We start from the raw sequence: 18,226 nt of genomic DNA on the forward strand, positions 1-18,226 counted from the left end.
ACAAGCTATGAACAAATTCCTCCGTGCCGCTACCCGTACCGCCCAACGCGGCTTCACGCTGATCGAACTGATGGTGGTGCTGGTCATCATCGGCGTGCTGGCGGCGCTCATCGTGCCGAACGTGATCGAGCGCGCCGACGACGCCCGCGTGACGGCAGCCCGGACCGACATCAACAACCTGATGCAGGCGCTCAAGCTCTACCGCCTGGACAACCAGCGCTACCCCACCGCCGAGCAGGGCCTGCAGGCGCTGCTCACGCGCCCCACCGCCGGCCCGGCCGCGCCCAACTGGAAGGCCTACGTCGAGAAGCTGCCCAACGACCCCTGGGGCCATCCGTACCAGTACATGAACCCTGGCATCAAGGGCGAGATCGACGTGTTCTCGTTCGGCGCCGACGGCCAGAGCGGCGGCGAGGGCAAGAATGCCGACATCGGCAGCTGGCAATAGCGGCAAGGGCTCGCCGCCCGACAACCCGCAGCCACGCTCCCAGCGCCACCACCGGGCCGGCGGCTTCACGCTGCTGGAGCTGATCGTGGTGATCGCAATCATCGCGATCGCCACCGCCGCCGTGAGCTTCGCCATACGCGACACCAGCGCCGCCAACCTCGACCGCGAGGCCGACCGCCTCGCGGCCCTGCTCGAATCAGCCCGCGCCCAGTCGCGCGCCAGCGGCATCGTGGTGAGGTGGCGGCCGGTCGAGGGCAGCTTCAGGTTCGACGGCCTCCTGCCCGGCTCGCTGCCCGATGGCTGGGCCGCCGAGGGCATCACCGCGCAGGCCTCGCTCGCCAACGGCACGCTGGTTCCCGCGCTGCAGCTCGGGCCCGACCCCATCATCGCGGCGCAGCAGGTCATGCTCCATTCCGCCGGACCGCCCGCGCGGGCGCTGCGCGTCTCGACCGATGGGGTGCGTCCCTTCACCGTCTCGGCGGTCCAGTGACATGAGCGCACGACGACGCCCTCCTGCTTCGCCCTCGCGCATCGGCGGCTTCACGCTGATCGAAGTGCTGATCGCGCTCGGCATCGTCGCGATCGCGCTGGCCGCGGGCTCCCAGGCCACCATGTCGCTCACGCGCAACGCGCAGCGCCAGTCCGACCTCGTGCTGGCCGACCTGTGCGCCGAGAACGAGCTCGCCAAGGCCCGCCTCTCGAGGCAGATGCCGGCGGTGGGCGACTCCGGGTCCATCTGCCTGCAGGCCGGCGTCTCGTTCAACGTGACCACCTCGACCATCCCGACGCTCAACCCGAACTTCCGGCGCGTCGACGTGCAGGTGCGCGACGAGGCCGACTGGCCGATCCTGCGCATCTCCACCGTGGTGGGGAGGTACTGATCGATGCGGCAACACGCTGGCGTTCGCGCCGCACGCGGCTTCACGCTGATCGAGCTGCTCGTCGCCATCGCGGTGATGGCGCTGCTCTCGCTCGTGAGCTGGCGCGGGCTCGAGAGCATGTCGCGCGCCACCACGCACAACCAGCAGCGAGCCGATGCAGTGCTCACTCTGCAGGCCACGCTCGCGCAATGGGGCGCCGACCTCGACGCAGTGACCACGCTCGCGCAGACCCGCCCCGTCGACTGGGACGGCCGGGTGCTGCGGCTCACGCGCCGCGGCAGCGACGACACGGCGCCTTCGGTGCAGGTGGTGGCATGGACGCTGAAGTCCGGCCCCGACGGCGTGCGCTGGCGGCGCTGGCAATCGCTGCCGTTCACCACGCGCGGCGAATGGCAGCAGGCCTGGAACCTCGCGGCCGCCTGGGCGCAGGACGGCGGCGTGGGCTCGAACGGCGGCTACAGCGACGTGGCTCTGGTGCCGGCCAACAGCTGGCAGATCTTCTTCTTCCGCGACAACAGCTGGGTGCCGGCCAGCCAGCTGCCCACTACCCAGCCCAACCCCAACAACCCCTCGGGCCCCATCGTCGCCATGCCCGACGGCGTGCGCCTCGTCATCACGCTGCCGCCGGGCGATGGCCTCTCGGGCACGCTCACGCGCGACTGGGTCAAGCCGACCGTGGGGGCGCCGAAGACGTCATGACAGCGCACAGCAAGAAGCAGCAGCAAGGAGGGCGCCAGTCGGGCGCCGCCCTGCTCGCCGCGATGCTGACCGTGATGCTCGTGGCCACCTTCGCCGCCGCGGCGTTGTGGCAGCAGTGGCGCTCGGCCGAGGTCGAAGGCGCCGAGCGGGCACGCGTGCAGGCCGCCTGGGTGCTGATCGGCGCGCTCGACTGGTCGCGCCTCATCCTCGGCGAGGACGGCCGCGCCGGCGGCCCCGACCACCTGGGCGAGCCCTGGGCCGTTCCGCTGGAGGAAGCGCGGCTCAACAGCTTTCTCTCGGCCGAGAAGAACGTGGCCAGCGACAACCTCGAAGGACTGCCCGACGCCTTCCTCTCGGGCCGCATCGTCGATGCGCAGTCCAAGCTCAACGTGCTCGCGCTGGTCGACAACGGCAAGCCGTCGCCCGCGGGCGTTGCCACCTTCACCCGGCTGTTCAACCTGCTGGGCCTGCCCGTGTCGGAACTCAGCCTGATGACCACGCGCCTCGCGGCGGCCCTTGCCACGGGCACCTCGACCGATGGCAGCGGCAGCGGTGGCGATGGGGGCGATTCCGGTGCCGCGCCGCTGCTGCCGCAGCAGGTTTCGCAACTGGTGTGGCTGGGCCTCTCACCTTCCACCGCCTCGGCGCTCGAGCCGTACGTGACGATCCTGCCGGTGAAGACCACGCTCAACCTCAACACCGCGAGCGCCGAGGCCATCAGCGCGAGCATGGAGTCGCTCAACATCGCGAGCGCGCGCCAGCTGGTGGACCGCCGCTCGCGCACCTTCTTCAAGGACATCGCCGCCGCCAATGCCGCGCTGCCCAGCGGCACCGCCCCATTCAACGCGGCCCAGCACGGCGTGGGCACCCAGTTCTTCGAGGTCTACGGCAAGCTGCGGCTCGATCGCACCTACGTGGAGGAACGCTCGTTGCTACAGCGAAGCGGTGTCACGGTGACGACGATCTGGCGCACACGCGGCGCCGGCGCAACGAACACTCCGGTCAAACCCTGATTTCGATGCATTATTTGTAGCCAAAAAGCCTTCCAGAGCGCGTCACATCAGCGTGATACGCTATGAAAAACAGAGCGCCACCATGTCAGACGCGCACCTACAATCACCGGCTTTTCCAAGATCCACATGACTCCCCTGCTGCTCATTGCTCCCCTCCCTCCGGCCGATGCCGCGGGCGAGTACGACTGGGCCCAGGCAGGCGACGACGGCATTGCATTGCGCAACCAGGGCCGTGCGTTGCTGGCGCTGCTGCCCTCGAGCGCGGAGGTCATGCTCGGCATTCCTTCCGCGGCTCTCTCGTGGCACCGAGTGACGCTGCCCAAGGGCAGCATGGGCAGTGCGTCGAAGCTGCGTGCAGTGCTCGACGGCCTGCTGGAGGAACACCTGCTCGACGAACCCGAAGCCCTGCACTTCGCGCTCGAGCCCGATGCCAAGGCCGGCGCACCCGTGTGGGTCGCGGCCTGCAACCGCATCTGGCTGCGCAGCTTGGTGCAGGGGCTCGAGGCCGCCGGCCGTCGCGTGGTGCGCATCGTCCCCGAATTCGCGCCGCAGCCGGCCGACGGTCCGCCGATGCTGCTGGTCACCGGCGAGCCCGAGGCACCGCGGCTCACGGTCTGCGACGCCGACGGCGTGGTCTCGCTGCCGCTGGCCGGCGCGGGCGTGGCGCTGTCGGACGGCCTTCCGCTTGACACCGCGGTGATCACCACCGAACCCGCCGTCGCCGAGGCCGCCGAGCACCTGCTGCAGCGCCGCGTGCCCATCGTGCAGTCGCCGCAGCGCTGGCTGCAGGCCGCGCGCACCCCCTGGGAGCTCGCCCAGTTCGATCTTGCGGTGACCGGTCGCGCGCGTGCCGGCAAGAAATTCGCGTCGGTGGTGCAGACGCTGCGCTACGCGCCCGAGTGGCGCGCAGCGCGCTGGGGCGTGGTCGCGCTGCTGCTCACCCAGCTCATCGGCCTCAACGCCTGGGCCTGGAAGGAACGCAACGCGCTCGAATCGAAGCGCCAGGCCGCCAAGGCGATGCTGACGGCGACCTTCCCCTCGGTGAGGGTCGTGGTCGACGCGCCACTGCAGATGCAGCGCGAGGTCGCCTCGCTGCAGCAGGCCGTGGGCGACGTGGCGAACAGCGACTTCGAACCCATGGTCGGCGCGCTCGCCGCAGTCCTTCCTCCCGGCAAGGTGCCGAGCGCCGTCGACTACAACGCAGGCCAGCTGCGCCTGCGCGGGCTCGGGCTGCAGCCGTCGGAGGTCTCGCAGATCACCGGCGCGATGGCGCCGCGCGGCTACAACGTGCGCACCGAGGGCGACCTCCTGCTGGTACAGGCCGAGGCCAACCGATGAACTTCAGCGAACAGCTCAAGGCCCGCTGGGCCACCCTGGAAGCGCGCGAGCGCCGCATGGTCTACGCCGCCGCCGCGCTCGTGGCACTGGCGCTGCTGTGGTGGATCGCGCTCGCTCCCGCGCTGCGCACGCTGTCGGCGGCGCCTGCCGAGCATGCGCGGCTCGACGCGCAGCTGCAGCAGATGGCCACCCTGCAGGCCCGCGCGAAGGCGCTGCAGTCGCAGCCCCGCCTGAACCGCGACGATGCGCTGCGCGCGCTCGAGACCTCGGTTCGCGAAGGCCTGGGCACAAGCAATGCGCAACTCATGGCATCCGGTGGCGACGGCGCCGCCACGGTCTCGCTGCGCGGGGCACCCGCCTCCACCGTCGCGCAATGGCTCGGCCAGGCCCGCGGCAATGCGCACGCGGTGCCGCGCGAAGTCCACCTGACCCGCGCACCGGCCTCGACGTCGGCATCGACGCCGCCATCGTCGCCCGCAGCCAAGGACGCACCGAAGACGCCGCCCGTCCGCTGGGACGGCACCGTCGTCATGGCGCTGCCCGCGGCGCGATGAGCAGCAACAAGCGCCCCGCATGCTGAGCCGCACCCCCATCCCCGAAGCCCGACCGCGCCGCGGCTGGCGCTGGGCGCTGCTCGGCGCCGCCATCGGCCTGCTGCTGGCGGTGGTGCTGTTCGCGCCGGCGCGCTGGCTGTCGGCGGCGCTGTCGAGCTGGAGCCAGGGCCGCCTGGTGCTGGCCAACCCGCGCGGCACCGTCTGGAACGGCACGGCCGCGGTGGTCCTCGCCAGCGGCGCGGGCGGCACGCAGGCGGTGTCGCTGCCCGGCCTGGTGCACTGGCGCATGCGCCCCGGCTTCGGCGGCATCTCCGCCAGCCTCGACCTGCAGTGCTGCGCCGCGCAGCCGCTCGAACTCAAGGCAAGCCCGCGCGCGGGCGGCATGCAGCTCGCCTGGCAGGACAGCCGCTCGCGCTGGCCCGCCACCCTGCTCACGGGCCTGGGCGCGCCGTGGAACACGCTCAAGCTCGAAGGCGCGCTCGACCTCACAACCAAGGCCTTCTCGATGCAGTGGGACGGCCCGGCGCTGCGCATCGCCGGCCAGGCCACGCTCGACGCCACCGATGTTTCCTCCAGCCTGTCGACCCTGCGGCCGATGGGCAGCTACCGGCTCACGCTCGAAGGCGGCAGCCGCCCCACGCTGCTGCTGAGCACGCGCGAGGGCAGCCTCGAACTGAACGGCAGCGGCAGCTGGAACGGCACCTCCTTCCGTTTCAACGGCGAAGCCAGTGCCGCGCCCGGCCGCGAAGACGCTCTTTCCAATTTGTTGAACATCATCGGGCGGCGCGACAACGCGCGTTCGATCATCACCCTGGGTTGATCCTCATGATGAAGCCACTGTTTTCGACCGGCACCGTCGCACTCGCCGTGCGCGTGCTGATCGCCGCCACGTTCCTGCAGGGCGCGCCGCTCGCGTTCGCGCAGACCGGCGACGCGCCGCGCCGCGGCGAGCCGATCACGCTGAACTTCTCCAACGCCGACATCGAGGCCGTCGCCCGCACCATGGCTGTGGTCACCGGCCGCGACGTGGTGGTCGACCCGCGCGTGAAGGGCACGATGAACCTGGTCACCGACCGCGCCATCCAGCCGGCGGCCGCCTTCAACCAGTTCGCTTCGGCGCTGCGCCTGCAGGGCTTCGCGGTGGTGGAGGCCGACGGTCTCTACAAGGTGGTGCCCGAGGCCGACGCCAAGCTGCAGAGCAGCACCGTCAACACCTCCATCAGCGCCACGGCGTCCAGCGGCAGCAACCAGATCGTCACGCAGATCTTCCGCCTCAACTACGAGTCGCCGAACAACCTGCTGCCGGTGCTTCGCCCGCTGATCCCGCCGAACAACACCATCAACGTGAACCCGGGCAACAACTCGCTCGTGATCACCGACTACGCGGACAACATGCGCCGGCTGGCGCGCATCATCGCGTCGCTCGACGTGCCGAACGCCTCCGACATCGAGGTCATCCAGCTCAAGCACTCGGTCGCCACCGACATGGTGCCGCTGGTGCAGCGGCTGGTCGACGGCGGCGGCTCCGGCGCGCCCGGCGCGGCGGCGGCCCCGGGCGCGGCCGATGCGTCGTTCCGCACCACCCTGATGGCCGACCCGCGCAGCAACTCGCTGATCCTGCGCGCGGCCAACCCGGCGCGCGTGGCGCTGGTGCGCACGCTGGTCGACAAGCTCGACCGCCCCGCCGCCGAAAGCAGCAACGGCGCGGCCGGCAACATCTACGTGGTGTACCTGAAGAACGCCGACGCAGTGCGCCTGGCGGCCACGCTGCGCGCCGCGATGGCGGCGAACCAGGTGAGCACCACGCCGGGCACGCCTGGCGCCACCGGCAGCGCGGCGCCGCAGCAGAGCGCGCCGCAGGCGATGCAGGTGAACCTGAACAGCGGCAGCCAGTCCGGGGCCTCGGCCGCCGCCAGCGCACCGCTCAACAACGCCAACCAGCCTTCCACCGGCGGCCAGATCCAGGCCGACCCGTCGACCAACTCGCTGATCATCACCGCGCCCGAACCGCAGTACCGCCAGATGCGCGCGGTGATCGACAGGCTCGACGGCCGCCGCGCGCAGGTCATGATCGAGGCGCTGATCGTCGAGGTGAGCGACACGGCCGCCGCGAAGTTCGGCGTGCAGTGGCAGAGCGCGCTGGGCAACAACGCTGTGCTCGGCACCAACTCCTCGGTGGCCGGCGCCAACCTGCTGACGCTGACCCAGGCACTGGCCACGCGCAACGCCTCCGGCCTGGCCGGCGCGATCACGCCCGGCATGAACCTCGGCATCGCCGGCAAGGTCGGCGGCCAGTACATCCTGGGTGCGATCGCCAGCTTCTTCGACAGCGACAAGGACGCCAACGTGCTGTCCAAGCCCAACCTGCTGACGCTGGACAACGAAGAGGCCAAGATCGTGATCGGCCAGAACGTGCCCTTCGTCACCGGCCAGTACGCCAGCACCTCGGGCTCGGTCGGCGTCAACCCGTTCACCACCGTCGAGCGCAAGGACGTCGGCCTCACGCTGCGCGTGCGCCCGACCATCAACGAGAACGGCACCGTGAAGCTGACGATCTTCCAGGAGACGTCCACGGTCGACCAGAACACTGCCAACAACCAGAACGGCCCCACCACCAACAAGCGCTCGATCGAATCGAGCGTGCTGGTGGAAGACGGCGGCCTCGTCATGCTCGGGGGCCTGCTGTCGGACACCTACGGCAACACGATCGAGAAGGTGCCGCTCGCAGGCGACATTCCCGTGCTCGGCAACCTGTTCAAGAGCCAGGCCCGCACGCGCGAGAAGATCAACCTCATGATGTTCCTGCGCCCCGCGGTGATGCGCGATGCCGCTGCCACCGAGGCCTTCTCGTACGACCGCTACGACGAGATCCGCGGCATGCAGCAGCGCTCGCAGCCCGACACCTCGAACGTGATGCTGCGCGGCGTGGACGGCTCGAACATCCTGCCCGAGCTGGCGCCTCCGGCACGCACGACGGCCCCCACGTCGTCGAATTCGTCGACCTCGTCGGCCGCGACCGTCTCGCGCGGCGGCTCGCGCCTCGAAGGCACCCAGCTGATCCCGCCATCGCAGCCCGCGGCGGACACCCGCAAGCTGGCGCCGAGCCCGCTGCGCGGCGCCCTGCCCCCCACCGCCGACCCGGTGAGCTCGCGGGAAATGCCTTGATACTGACCTGATGTCCATGCGCTATCCCCTGCCCTACGCCTTCGCACGCAGCCAGCAGCTGTTGCTCGAGGAGACCGACGACGGCCGCTACACGTTGTGGATGTCGCCCAACCCGGCGCGCAGCGCGGTCGGCGAGGTCTCGCGCAAATATGGCGTGCAGGCCTTCGAGGTGCTGGCCGACGGCCCGCTGGCGCAGCGCATCAGCGCGGCCTACGCGCAGGGCGAGTCGAGTGCCGCCGCGGTGGTGAGCGAGGTGCAGAGCGACGCCGACCTCTCGCGCATGATGCAGGAGCTGCCGGCGGTCGAAGACCTGCTGGAAAGCGCGGGCGACGCGCCCATCATCCGCATGCTGAACGCGCTGCTCACGCAGGCCGCGCGCGACGGCGCGAGCGACATCCACATCGAGCCCTACGAGCGCACTTCGTCCGTGCGCTTTCGCATCGACGGCACGCTGCGCGAGGTGGTGCAGCCCAACCGCGCGCTGCACGCGGCGCTGATTTCGCGCCTGAAGATCATGGCCGACCTCGACATCTCCGAGAAGCGGCTGCCGCAGGACGGGCGCATCTCGCTGCGCATCGGCACTCGCGCGGTCGACGTGCGGGTGTCGACGCTGCCGAGCGCGCACGGCGAACGCGCCGTGCTGCGCCTGCTGGACAAGAGCGAATCGAAGCTCACGCTCGAATCGGTGGGCATGCAGGGCGACACGCTGGAGCGCTTCGAGAAGCTCATCGCGCAGCCGCACGGCATCATCCTCGTGACCGGCCCGACCGGCTCGGGCAAGACCACCACGCTGTACGCCGCGCTGGCCCGGCTCGACGCAAGCCGCAGCAACATCATGACGGTGGAAGACCCCATCGAGTACGAGCTGCCGGGCGTGGGCCAGACGCAGATCAACGCGAAGATCGAGCTCACCTTCGCCAAGGCCCTGCGCGCCATCCTGCGGCAGGACCCGGACGTGATCATGATCGGCGAAATCCGCGACTTCGAAACCGCGCAGATCGCCATCCAGGCCTCGCTGACCGGCCACCTGGTGCTGGCCACGCTGCACACGAACGACTCCGTCAGCGCCGTCACGCGTCTCACCGACATGGGCGTCGAGCCCTTCCTGCTGAGCTCGTCGCTGCTGGGCGTGCTCGCCCAGCGCCTCGTGCGCAAGGTCTGCACCTCGTGCGGCGGCGCGGGCTGCGAAGCCTGCGGCCAGACCGGCTACCAGGGCCGCACCGGCATCTTCGAACTGCTGGTGGCGGACGACGAAGTGCAGGCGCTCATCCACGGCAAGGCTGCGGAAAGCCAGCTCTTCGAGGCCGGCGAACGCGGCGGCCTGCGCTCCATGCGCGAGGACGGCGAGCGACTGGTGCAGGCCGGCATCACCTCGCGCGCCGAGCTGCTGCGCGTCACCCGCGAGTAGCGAGCAAGAAAAAAAGAGATGCCCGCCTACGCATTCGAAGCCATCGACGCCAGCGGCCAGTCGCGCGAAGGCGTGCTGGAAGCCGACACCGCCCGCAGTGCGCGCAGCCTGCTGCGGGCGCAGGCGCTCATTCCGCTGTCGGTCAAGCCGGTGGGCAGCGAGCATGCCGGCGGTGCAGGCCAGCGCAGCGGCCTCGGACGATGGCTCGGCGGCGGCAAGCGCGTCTTCAACTCGACCGGCCTCGCGGTGTGGACGCGGCAGCTCGCAGGCCTCGTCTCTTCGGGCCTGCCGCTGGAACGTGCTCTCACCGCCCTCACCGACGAGGCCGAATCCGAGCAGCAGCGCAACCTCGTCGCCTCGCTGCGCGCCGAAGTCAACGCGGGCTCGCCGTTCGCGCGTGCGCTGTCGGCGCATCCGCGCGAGTTCTCGCCCATCTATACCGCCGTGATCGGCGCCGGCGAGCAGAGCGGCAACCTGGGCCTCGTGCTCGACCGCCTCGCCGACGACCTCGAGGAACGGCAGGCGCTGCAGCAGAAGCTGATCGGTGCGGCGCTGTACCCGGCCATCGTCACGCTGGTTGCGATCGTGATCGTGATTTTCCTCGTGAGCTACGTGGTGCCGCAGGTGGCGCAGGTGTTCGCGGGCACCAAGCGCTCGCTGCCCTTTCTCACCACCGTGATGCTTTCGCTGAGCGCCGGCGTGCGCAACTACGGCTGGTGGATGCTGGCCGGCGTGGTGCTCGCCGCCATCGGCACGCGGCTCGCGCTGGCGCAGGAAGCGCTGCGCCTGAAGTTCGACGCGGCCTGGCTCAAGCTGCCGCTGGTGGGCAAGCTCTCGCGCGGCTACAACGCGGCGCGCTTCGCGAGCACGCTCGCCATGCTGGCCACGGCCGGCGTGCCGATCCTGCGCGCGCTGCAGGCTGCTTCCGAGACGCTGGGCAACCGCGCGATGCGCGCCGACGCGCTCGACGCGCTGGTGCTGGTGCGCGAGGGTGCGCCGCTGGCTTCGGCGCTGGCGCAGAAGAAACGCTTTCCCGGGCTGGTGTCGATGTTCGCCCGGCTCGGCGAGCAGACCGGCACGCTGCCGCTGATGCTGCAGCGCGCCGCCAACCAGCTCGGCGCCGAAGTGCAGCGCCGCGCGATGCACCTCGCCACCATCCTCGAGCCGCTCCTGATCGTGGCGATGGGCGGCGTGGTGATGCTGATCGTGCTGGCCGTGATGCTGCCTATCATCCAGCTGAACCAGTTCGTCAAGTGACGACGGTCGGCCCGCAGAGCAGGACGCACGCAACATGCCCGTAACCCTCGAAGACAAGCTCGTGGTCGCGATCTCCTCGCGCGCCCTGTTCAACCTCGAAGAAGAAAACAAGGTCTTCGAGGCCGGCGACAACGAGGGCTACATGAAGCTGCAGCTCGACCGCATCGACGTGCCGGCCGCGCCCGGCATCGCCTATTCGCTGATCCGCAAGCTGCTGCGCTTCAACGACGACGGCGTGCAGCGCGTGGAGGTGGTGATCCTCTCGCGCAACGACCCGGTCTCGGGCATGCGCATCTTCAAGTCGAGCGCGGCTGCCGACATCCGGCTTCAGCGCGGCGTTTTCACCCAGGGCCGCCCGCCCTTCGGCTACCTGCGTCCGCTGCGCGCGCACCTGTTCCTGTCGGTCAACGCGCAGGACGTGCGCGAGGCGCTCAACGCCGGCTTTCCGGCGGCTCGCGTGCTGGTCGAATCGGTGAAGGCCAGCGACGCATGGCCGAACGAAGTGCGCATCGCCTTCGACGGCGACGCGGTGCTGTTCTCCGACGAGGCCGAGCGCGTGTACCAGAAAGATGGCCTCGACGCCTTCCAGGCGCACGAACTCAGCAAGGCCGACCTGCCCCTGCCCGAAGGCCCGTTCAAGCCGCTGCTGATGGCGCTGCACCGCCTGCAGATGGCCGGCAACGCGCAGATGCGCATCCGCACCGCGCTGGTGACCGCACGCAGCGCGCCGGCGCACGAGCGCGCCATCCGCACGCTGATGAAGTGGAACATCCGCGTCGACGAGGCCATGTTCCTCGGCGGCCTGCCCAAGGGCGAGTTCCTGCGCGAGTTCGAGCCCGACTTCTTCTTCGACGACCAGACGGGGCATGTGGATGCGGCCTCGCGGCACGTGCCTGCGGGGCATGTGAGCAGCGGGATCAGCAACGAGTCCTGAGGCGGCGCACGAGCGCGTGCAACGCGCGCTTACATCCCTGACATCGCGGAATTCATCCCGACGTCATTGAGCCTTTCTAGCCTCTGCGGCACAACACCGAGAGAGGATCTCCCCATGCGACTCGTCATCTCGCGCGCGCGTCACGCCTGCGCGCTGCTCTTCGTTGCCTGCGCACTTTCCGCCTGCGGCGGAAGCGGTGGCGGCGGCGGTTTTGCCGGCCTGCCCGGCACGGTCACACCACCCACCACGACGCCGCCACCGGACACCGGCGTCAAGCCCGAGAAGCGCTGCGCACCCTGAGCGCCCGAAGAAACACGACAAGAAGCCTTCCCCATGAATTCACGCCGCAAGTTCCTCACCGGCACCGCCACCACCGGCGCCGCAGCCCTCGCACTCAGTGCGTTTCCGCCGAGCATCCGCCGTGCGCTCGCCATTCCGGCCAACAACAAGACCGGCACGATCAAGGACGTCGAGCACATCGTCATCCTGATGCAGGAGAACCGCTCCTTCGACCACTACTTCGGCATGCTGCCGGGCGTTCGCGGCTTCGGCGACCGCTTCACCGTTCCGCTGCCAGGCGGGCGCAACGTCTGGCAGCAGGGCGATGCCGACGGCAAGATCGTGCTGCCCTACCACCTCGACCAGACCAAGGGCAACGCGCAGCGCGTGAGCGGCACGCCGCACTCCTGGGGCGACAGCCAGGACGCATGGGACAACGGCCGCATCTCCCAGTGGGCGCGCCACAAGACGAGCGCGGCCATGGGCTACTTCAAGGAAGCCGAGGTGCCGTTCCAGTTCTCGCTGGCCAACGCCTTCACGCTGTGCGACAGCTACCACTGCGCGATGCACACCGGCACCGACGCCAATCGCTCCTTCCACCTGACCGGCACCAACGGGCCGACCGCCCAGGGCGTGGCCTACGTCACCAACGAGTGGGACTGGCTCGACGGGCGTGCATCGGCGGTGAACACCGGCTACACGTGGAAGACCTACGCCGAACGGCTCGAAGATGCCGGCGTGAGCTGGATCTGCTACCAGAACATGCCCGACGAATGGGGCGACAACATGCTCGGCGCATTCCGCCAGTTCAGGCGCGCCAACCGGGCCTCGCCCTTCCCCGTCTCCAGCGGCGGCGAGCCCAACGTGCCCTATTCCGACAGCGGCCAGGCAGCACCCTATCACGCCTACGACGCCGCCAGCGACAACCCGGGCAACCCGCTCTACAAGGGCATCGCCAACACCCTGCCGGGCAGCAAGCCGGAGGAATACCTCGACGCCTTCAGGCGCGACATCAAGGCCGGCCGCCTGCCGCAGGTGAGCTGGATCAACGCGCCCTCCGTCTATTGCGAACACCCCGGCCCCTCCAGCCCGGTGCAGGGCGCCTGGTTCCTGCAGGAAATCCTGGACGCGCTCACGGCCGTGCCCGAGGTCTGGAGCAAGACCGTGCTGCTGGTCAACTTCGACGAGAACGACGGCTACTTCGACCACGTGCCCTCGCCTTCCGCGCCTTCGGTCAACCCCGACAAGTCGAAGGCCGGCAAGACCACGCTCGCCGATGCCGACATGGCGCACGAGTACTTCACGCAACCGCCGCCGGAAGGCAGCACCTCGCAGCCCGCGCCCGACGGTCGCGTGTTCGGCCCCGGTCCGCGCGTGCCGCTGTACGTGCTTTCGCCGTGGAGCCGCGGTGGCTGGGTCAACTCGCAGGTGTTCGACCACACCTCGGTGCTGCGCTTCATCGAGGCACGATTCGGCGTGAAGGAGCCGAACATCTCGCCATTCCGCCGCGCGGTGTGCGGCGACCTCACGAGCGCCTTCAACTTCGCCACGCCCAACAGCGAGACTCTGCCCACGCTCACCGGCCGCAGGAACAGGACCGAGGCCGACAAGCTGCGCCTCGACCAGGAGGCGCTGACGCAGGTGCCGCTGCCGCCCGATCCGCAGTTGCCGCGCCAGCCCACCGGCACGCGGCCCTCGCGCGCGCTGCCCTACGAGCTGCACACCAGCGCCCTCGCCGATGCGGTCGGAGGAAAGCTCAAGCTGCTCTTCCTCAACACCGGCAAGGCCGCCGCCGTGTTCCACGTCTACGACAGGCTGCATCTCGACCGCCTGCCGCGCCGCTACATGCTCGAGGCCGGCAAGGCACTCGACGACAGTTGGGCCGCGATGGCCGACGACGCCGGTGCCTACGACCTGTGGGTGCTCGGCCCCAACGGCTTCCACCGCCATTTCAAGGGCAACCTCAACACCCTGCGCGCGGGCGGTGCGGCGCAACCCGAGGTGCGCGTGTGCTACGACATCACCAACGGCAACGTCTACCTGAACATGCGCAACGACGGCAAGGCCGCGTGCAGGTTCACCGTCACCGCCAAGGCCTACCGCAACGACGGGCCCTGGACCGCAACCGTGAACGGCGGCACCAACGCAGACCAGCCCTGGGATCTCGCAGCCAGCGGCCAGTGGTACGACTTCGCGGTCACCTACGACGCCGACCCCGCCTACTACCGCCGCTTCGCAGGCCGCGTCGAAACCGGCAAGCACACGGTGAGCGACCCGGCCATGGGCTTGCCCGACCTCTGAACCCGCATGCATGATTCGCCCCGCGCCCCCAGCGGCGCGGGGGAAACATGCACGCCAAGGTCATTCGCTATTTCGTCGAGGTGGTTCGCGCGGGCTCGATCCGCAAGGCGGCCGAGCAGCTGCATGTGGTGCCCACGGCGGTCAACCGGCAGATCCTGAATCTCGAGGAGGAGTTGGGCGCCCCGCTCTTCGAGCGCATCCACAACACGCTGAAGCTCACGCCCGTGGGCGAGATCGTGCTGGCCCACGCGCGCGGCACGCTGCACGAGTTCGACCTGGTGCGCCAGCGCATCGAGGCCGTGCGAGGGCTGCGCCAGGGCGAGGTCACGCTCGCCACCACGGCGGGCCTGGCCGACTCCTTCCTTCCGGCCGTGGTGCAGCGCTTTCGCGAGGCGCATCCCGGTATCCAGCTGAAGCTGCTAGGCCTGCCGATCGCGGCGGTGCTGCGCAGCGTGAGCGAGGGCGACGCCGACCTGGCGCTGGCCTACGACGTGCCCGGCACCGCCGGCTTTCGCACGCTGTTCGCCAGCGAGTGGCCGATCGGCGCGGTGGTGCCGCCCGGCCACCCGCTGACTGCCCATGCGACGACGGTTCTGGCCGAGTGCGTCGGCTATCCGCTGATCCTGCCGGCGCCTTTGCTGTCGATCCGGCCCATCCTCGATGCGGCCTTCGGGCTCTCGGGGGTCAGCGCCTCGCCGGTCGTCGAAACCACTTCCACCGCGCTCATGCGCCGGCTGGTGCGCCAGGGCGGCGGCATCACGCTGCTCAACCGGCTCGACGTCGACGAGGAGCGGCAGGAGGGCTCGCTGGTCTTCGTTCCGTTGCGCGACGCCGCGCTGCGCGCCCAGACGCTCACACTCGAGACCCGTGCCTCGCAGCCTCCGAGCCCCGCGGCTGAGCTGTTTGCCAACCACCTGGTGGCCAGCCTCGACGAGTTGCTGGCGTCCTGATCGCGCCGCCCAAGTCCGTCCACTTTTTGTGCACAGGGCGGGTCATTTATTGACTTTGCGCGTGCGAATGCATCGCTCCTAGACTGCCGCGCCGGTTCATCGGCAGGAAAGAAAGGTCCACATGCTTTCGAACGATAAAAAGACCCCCGCAGGAGACGGCGAAGGGGTCGACCAGAAGCTTCCCCTCGGCCGCTGCGGCGCGCTGAGCCTGCAGCACGTGCTCGTGATGTACGCGGGCACGGTGGCGGTGCCGCTCATCGTGGGCGGCGCGCTCGGCCTCTCTAAAGCCGACATCGCCTTCCTCATCAATGCCGACCTCTTGGCCGCGGGCATCGCCACGCTGGTGCAGGCCATCGGCTTCTGGCGCTTCGGCATCCGCATGCCGGTGATGATGGGCGTGACCTTCGCGGCGGTCGGCCCGATGATCGCCATCGGCATCGATCCTTCGCTGGGCCTGCCAGCGATCTACGGCGCCACCATCGTGGCGGGGGTGTTCGGCATGCTGGTCGCGCCGCTGATGGGGCGCGTGCTGGGCGTGTTTCCTCCGCTGGTGACGGGCACGGTCATCACGCTGATCGGCGTGTCGCTCATGGGCGTGGCCATCAACTGGGCTGCGGGCGGGCAGCCCACCGCGACCCGCATGGTCGACGGCGTGGCGCATGCGGTGGCGAACCCCGCCTACGGCGAGCCGGTGAACCTGGCGATCGCGGCGGCGGTGCTGCTGGTGATCATCGCGATCACGCGCTTCGGCAAGGGCCTGGTTGCCAACATCGCGGTACTGCTGGGCATCGTCTTCGGCGTCGGCCTGTCGCTGGCGCTCGGGCGCATGCACTTCGACGGGCTGGCCGAGGCAAGCTGGGTCGCGGTGACCACGCCCTTTCACTTCGGCATGCCGCGCTTCGAGCTCACGGCCATCGCCTCGATGTGCATCGTGATGCTGATCACGCTGGTCGAATCCACCGGCATGTTCCTCGCGCTCGGCGAGATCACCGGCCGCAAGGTGGGCACCGATGCGCTGACGCGCGGCCTGCGCGCCGACGGCCTGGGCACGGTGATCGGCGGCGTGTTCAACACATTCCCGTACACCTCGTTCTCGCAGAACGTGGGGCTCGTGACAGTCACCGGCGTGCGCTCGCGCTACGTGGCGGCCGGCGGCGGCGTGCTGCTCATCGCGCTCGCGCTCTTCCCGAAGATCGCGCACATCGTGGCCTCGGTGCCGCAGTTCGTGCTCGGCGGCGCGGGCATCGTGATGTTCGGCATGGTGGCGGCCACGGGCGTGCGCATCCTCGGCGAGATCGACCATTCGCAGAACCGCCATGCGCTGTACGTGATCGCGATCTCCATCGGCCTGGGGCTGATCCCCACGCTGTCGCCGAACTTCTTCCAGCACTTTCCGGCCTGGACGCATCCGCTGACGCACAGCGGCATCGTGCTCGGCACCTGCGCCGCGGTGCTGCTCAATCTTTTCTACAACGGCGTGCTGTCGAGGGAGCGATCCTTCACACTGGCGGCGCGCACCTCGCATGGGACCGAATGACATCATGAACACATCCACCACCGCCACGCCCTCCCCGCTGCGTATCGTCCGGCACGCCGACGTGCTGGTCACCATGGACGCCGCGCGGCGCGAGATCCGCGACGGTGCGGTGGTGATGCAAGGGCCCGCAATCGCCTGGGTCGGAGAGACAGCGCAGCTGCCGGCGGTGTACCTCGACGCCCTGCGCGAGGGCCGCGCCGAAGCCATCGACATGCACGGCCACGTCGTGATGCCCGGACTGGTCAACACGCACCACCACATGTACCAGAGCCTCACGCGCGCGGTGCCCGAAGCGCAGGACGCCGAGCTCTTCGGCTGGCTCACCAACCTGTACCTGCTGTGGGCGCGCCTCACGCCCGAGATGATCCGCGTGTCCACGCAGACCGCGATGGCAGAGCTGATGCTCTCGGGCTGCACCACCACCAGCGACCATCTCTACCTGTTTCCCAACGGCTCGCGGCTCGACGACTCCATCGAGGCAGCCGACGCAATGGGAATGCGCTTCCACGCGGCGCGCGGCAGCATGAGCGTGGGCCGCAGCGCCGGCGGCCTGCCGCCCGACGAGGTGGTGGAGACCGAGGAAGCGATCCTGCGCGACAGCGAGCGGCTCATCGACCGCTGGCACGACGCCTCGCGCCATTCGATGCGCCGCATCGTGCTCGCGCCCTGCTCGCCCTTCTCGGTGTCGCGCGACCTGATGCGCCTGTCGGCCGAACTCGCGCGCGAGCGCGGCGTGTCGCTGCACACGCACCTGGCCGAGAACGACAACGACGTGGCCTATTCGCGCGAGAAGTTCGGCATGACGCCGGCCGAGTACGCCGAAGACCTTGGCTGGGTCGGCCGCGACGTTTGGCACGCGCACTGCGTGAAGCTCGACGAGGCTGGCATCGCGCTCTTCGGCCGCACCGGCACCGGCGTTGCGCACTGCCCCTGCTCCAACATGCGGCTGGCCTCGGGCATCGCGCCCATCGGTGCGATGCGCCGCGCGGGCGTGCCCGTGGGGCTGGGCGTGGACGGCAGCGCGTCGAACGACGGCGCGCACATGCTGGGCGAGGCTCGGCAGGCCATGCTGCTGCAGCGCGTGGGCTACGGCCCGGCCGCGATGACTGCGCGCGAGGCACTCGAAATCGCCACGCTTGGGGGCGCGAAAGTATTGGGCCGCGACGACATCGGCTCAATCGCGCCCGGCATGTCGGCAGACATCGTGGCCTTCGACATGCGCGGCGTCGCGCACGCGGGCGCGGGGCACGACCCGGTGGCTGCGCTGGTGTTCTGCACGCCGGCCTCGGTGTCGCTGAGCGTGATCGGCGGCACGGTCCGCATCCGCAATGGCGAATTCACCGGGCTCGAGCTGTCACCGCTGCTGGCAAGGCACCGCGACCTGGCGCACACGCTGTACGAAGCCGCGCGTCATCCGCATACTGCCGCCTGACTGCATCCTGACCCGCTTCCGGCGCGGTTG

At 69.7% G+C, this 18,226-nt stretch carries 17 protein-coding genes; all 17 read left to right on the plus strand.

Annotated elements, in window-relative coordinates:
- Positions 1 to 7: 7 nt before the first annotated feature.
- The 17 genes from gspG to BMY35_RS07905 all read left to right on the plus strand — a co-directional run bounded on the left by gspG (position 8) and on the right by BMY35_RS07905 (position 18,196).
- Complete coding sequence (gspG, locus tag BMY35_RS07825) at positions 8 to 448, plus strand: type II secretion system major pseudopilin GspG (RefSeq protein ID WP_093196636.1); 441 nt, start codon at positions 8 to 10, stop codon at positions 446 to 448.
- Complete coding sequence (locus BMY35_RS07830; protein ID WP_093196638.1) at positions 423 to 938, plus strand: prepilin-type N-terminal cleavage/methylation domain-containing protein; 516 nt, start codon at positions 423 to 425, stop codon at positions 936 to 938. Before gspG ends, BMY35_RS07830 begins: the two co-directional genes overlap by 26 nt.
- A 1-nt stretch (position 939) precedes the next feature.
- Positions 940 to 1,329 carry a type II secretion system minor pseudopilin GspI gene (gene gspI / locus BMY35_RS07835; protein WP_093196640.1) on the plus strand — a complete coding sequence of 130 codons (390 nt, stop codon included), beginning with the start codon at positions 940 to 942 and terminating at the stop codon, positions 1,327 to 1,329.
- Between the two features lie 3 nt (positions 1,330 to 1,332).
- Positions 1,333 to 2,028, plus strand: a complete 696-nt coding sequence (locus BMY35_RS07840) for a PulJ/GspJ family protein (RefSeq protein WP_093196642.1) — start codon at positions 1,333 to 1,335, stop codon at positions 2,026 to 2,028.
- Positions 2,025 to 3,041 carry a type II secretion system minor pseudopilin GspK gene (gene gspK, locus BMY35_RS07845; protein WP_093196644.1) on the plus strand — a complete coding sequence of 339 codons (1,017 nt, stop codon included), beginning with the start codon at positions 2,025 to 2,027 and terminating at the stop codon, positions 3,039 to 3,041. The genes BMY35_RS07840 and gspK overlap by 4 nt, the downstream gene beginning before the upstream one ends.
- Positions 3,042 to 3,167: 126 nt before the next feature.
- A complete protein-coding gene (gspL, locus tag BMY35_RS07850; protein ID WP_093196646.1) occupies positions 3,168 to 4,379 on the plus strand; it encodes a type II secretion system protein GspL in 1,212 nt (403 codons plus the stop codon).
- A complete protein-coding gene (gene gspM / locus BMY35_RS07855; RefSeq protein ID WP_093196648.1) occupies positions 4,376 to 4,933 on the plus strand; it encodes a type II secretion system protein GspM in 558 nt (185 codons plus the stop codon). The genes gspL and gspM overlap by 4 nt, the downstream gene beginning before the upstream one ends.
- Before the next feature lie 19 nt (positions 4,934 to 4,952).
- Positions 4,953 to 5,753, plus strand: a complete 801-nt coding sequence (gspN, locus tag BMY35_RS07860) for a type II secretion system protein N (RefSeq protein ID WP_093196650.1) — start codon at positions 4,953 to 4,955, stop codon at positions 5,751 to 5,753.
- Between the two features lie 5 nt (positions 5,754 to 5,758).
- Positions 5,759 to 8,098, plus strand: a complete 2,340-nt coding sequence (gene gspD, locus BMY35_RS07865) for a type II secretion system secretin GspD (protein WP_093196652.1) — start codon at positions 5,759 to 5,761, stop codon at positions 8,096 to 8,098.
- A 16-nt stretch (positions 8,099 to 8,114) separates the two neighbouring features.
- The gene (locus BMY35_RS07870; protein WP_093197221.1) at positions 8,115 to 9,506 is read left to right on the plus strand and encodes a GspE/PulE family protein; all 1,392 of its coding nucleotides are present in this window, start codon (positions 8,115 to 8,117) and stop codon (positions 9,504 to 9,506) included.
- A gap of 18 nt (positions 9,507 to 9,524) precedes the next feature.
- The gene (gspF, locus tag BMY35_RS07875; RefSeq protein WP_093196654.1) at positions 9,525 to 10,763 is read left to right on the plus strand and encodes a type II secretion system inner membrane protein GspF; all 1,239 of its coding nucleotides are present in this window, start codon (positions 9,525 to 9,527) and stop codon (positions 10,761 to 10,763) included.
- Positions 10,764 to 10,797: 34 nt separating this feature from the next.
- The gene (locus BMY35_RS07880; protein ID WP_093196656.1) at positions 10,798 to 11,697 is read left to right on the plus strand and encodes a 5'-nucleotidase; all 900 of its coding nucleotides are present in this window, start codon (positions 10,798 to 10,800) and stop codon (positions 11,695 to 11,697) included.
- 114 nt (positions 11,698 to 11,811) lie between these two features.
- On the plus strand, positions 11,812 to 11,997 hold the full coding sequence (locus tag BMY35_RS07885; protein WP_093196658.1) for a hypothetical protein: 186 nt from the start codon (positions 11,812 to 11,814) through the stop codon (positions 11,995 to 11,997).
- A 33-nt stretch (positions 11,998 to 12,030) separates the two neighbouring features.
- Complete coding sequence (locus BMY35_RS07890; RefSeq protein ID WP_093196660.1) at positions 12,031 to 14,277, plus strand: phosphocholine-specific phospholipase C; 2,247 nt, start codon at positions 12,031 to 12,033, stop codon at positions 14,275 to 14,277.
- 47 nt (positions 14,278 to 14,324) lie between these two features.
- Positions 14,325 to 15,227 (plus strand): LysR substrate-binding domain-containing protein, encoded by a 903-nt coding sequence (locus BMY35_RS07895; RefSeq protein ID WP_093196662.1) that lies wholly within the window; start codon positions 14,325 to 14,327, stop codon positions 15,225 to 15,227.
- A 121-nt stretch (positions 15,228 to 15,348) separates the two neighbouring features.
- Positions 15,349 to 16,764 (plus strand): nucleobase:cation symporter-2 family protein, encoded by a 1,416-nt coding sequence (locus BMY35_RS07900; protein WP_093196664.1) that lies wholly within the window; start codon positions 15,349 to 15,351, stop codon positions 16,762 to 16,764.
- Positions 16,765 to 16,768: 4 nt separating this feature from the next.
- The gene (locus tag BMY35_RS07905; protein ID WP_093196666.1) at positions 16,769 to 18,196 is read left to right on the plus strand and encodes an 8-oxoguanine deaminase; all 1,428 of its coding nucleotides are present in this window, start codon (positions 16,769 to 16,771) and stop codon (positions 18,194 to 18,196) included.
- Positions 18,197 to 18,226: the final 30 nt, after the last annotated feature.

The organism is Variovorax sp. YR750 (genome assembly GCF_900109805.1).
In the GTDB taxonomy this organism is placed as follows: domain Bacteria; phylum Pseudomonadota; class Gammaproteobacteria; order Burkholderiales; family Burkholderiaceae_C; genus Variovorax; species Variovorax gossypii.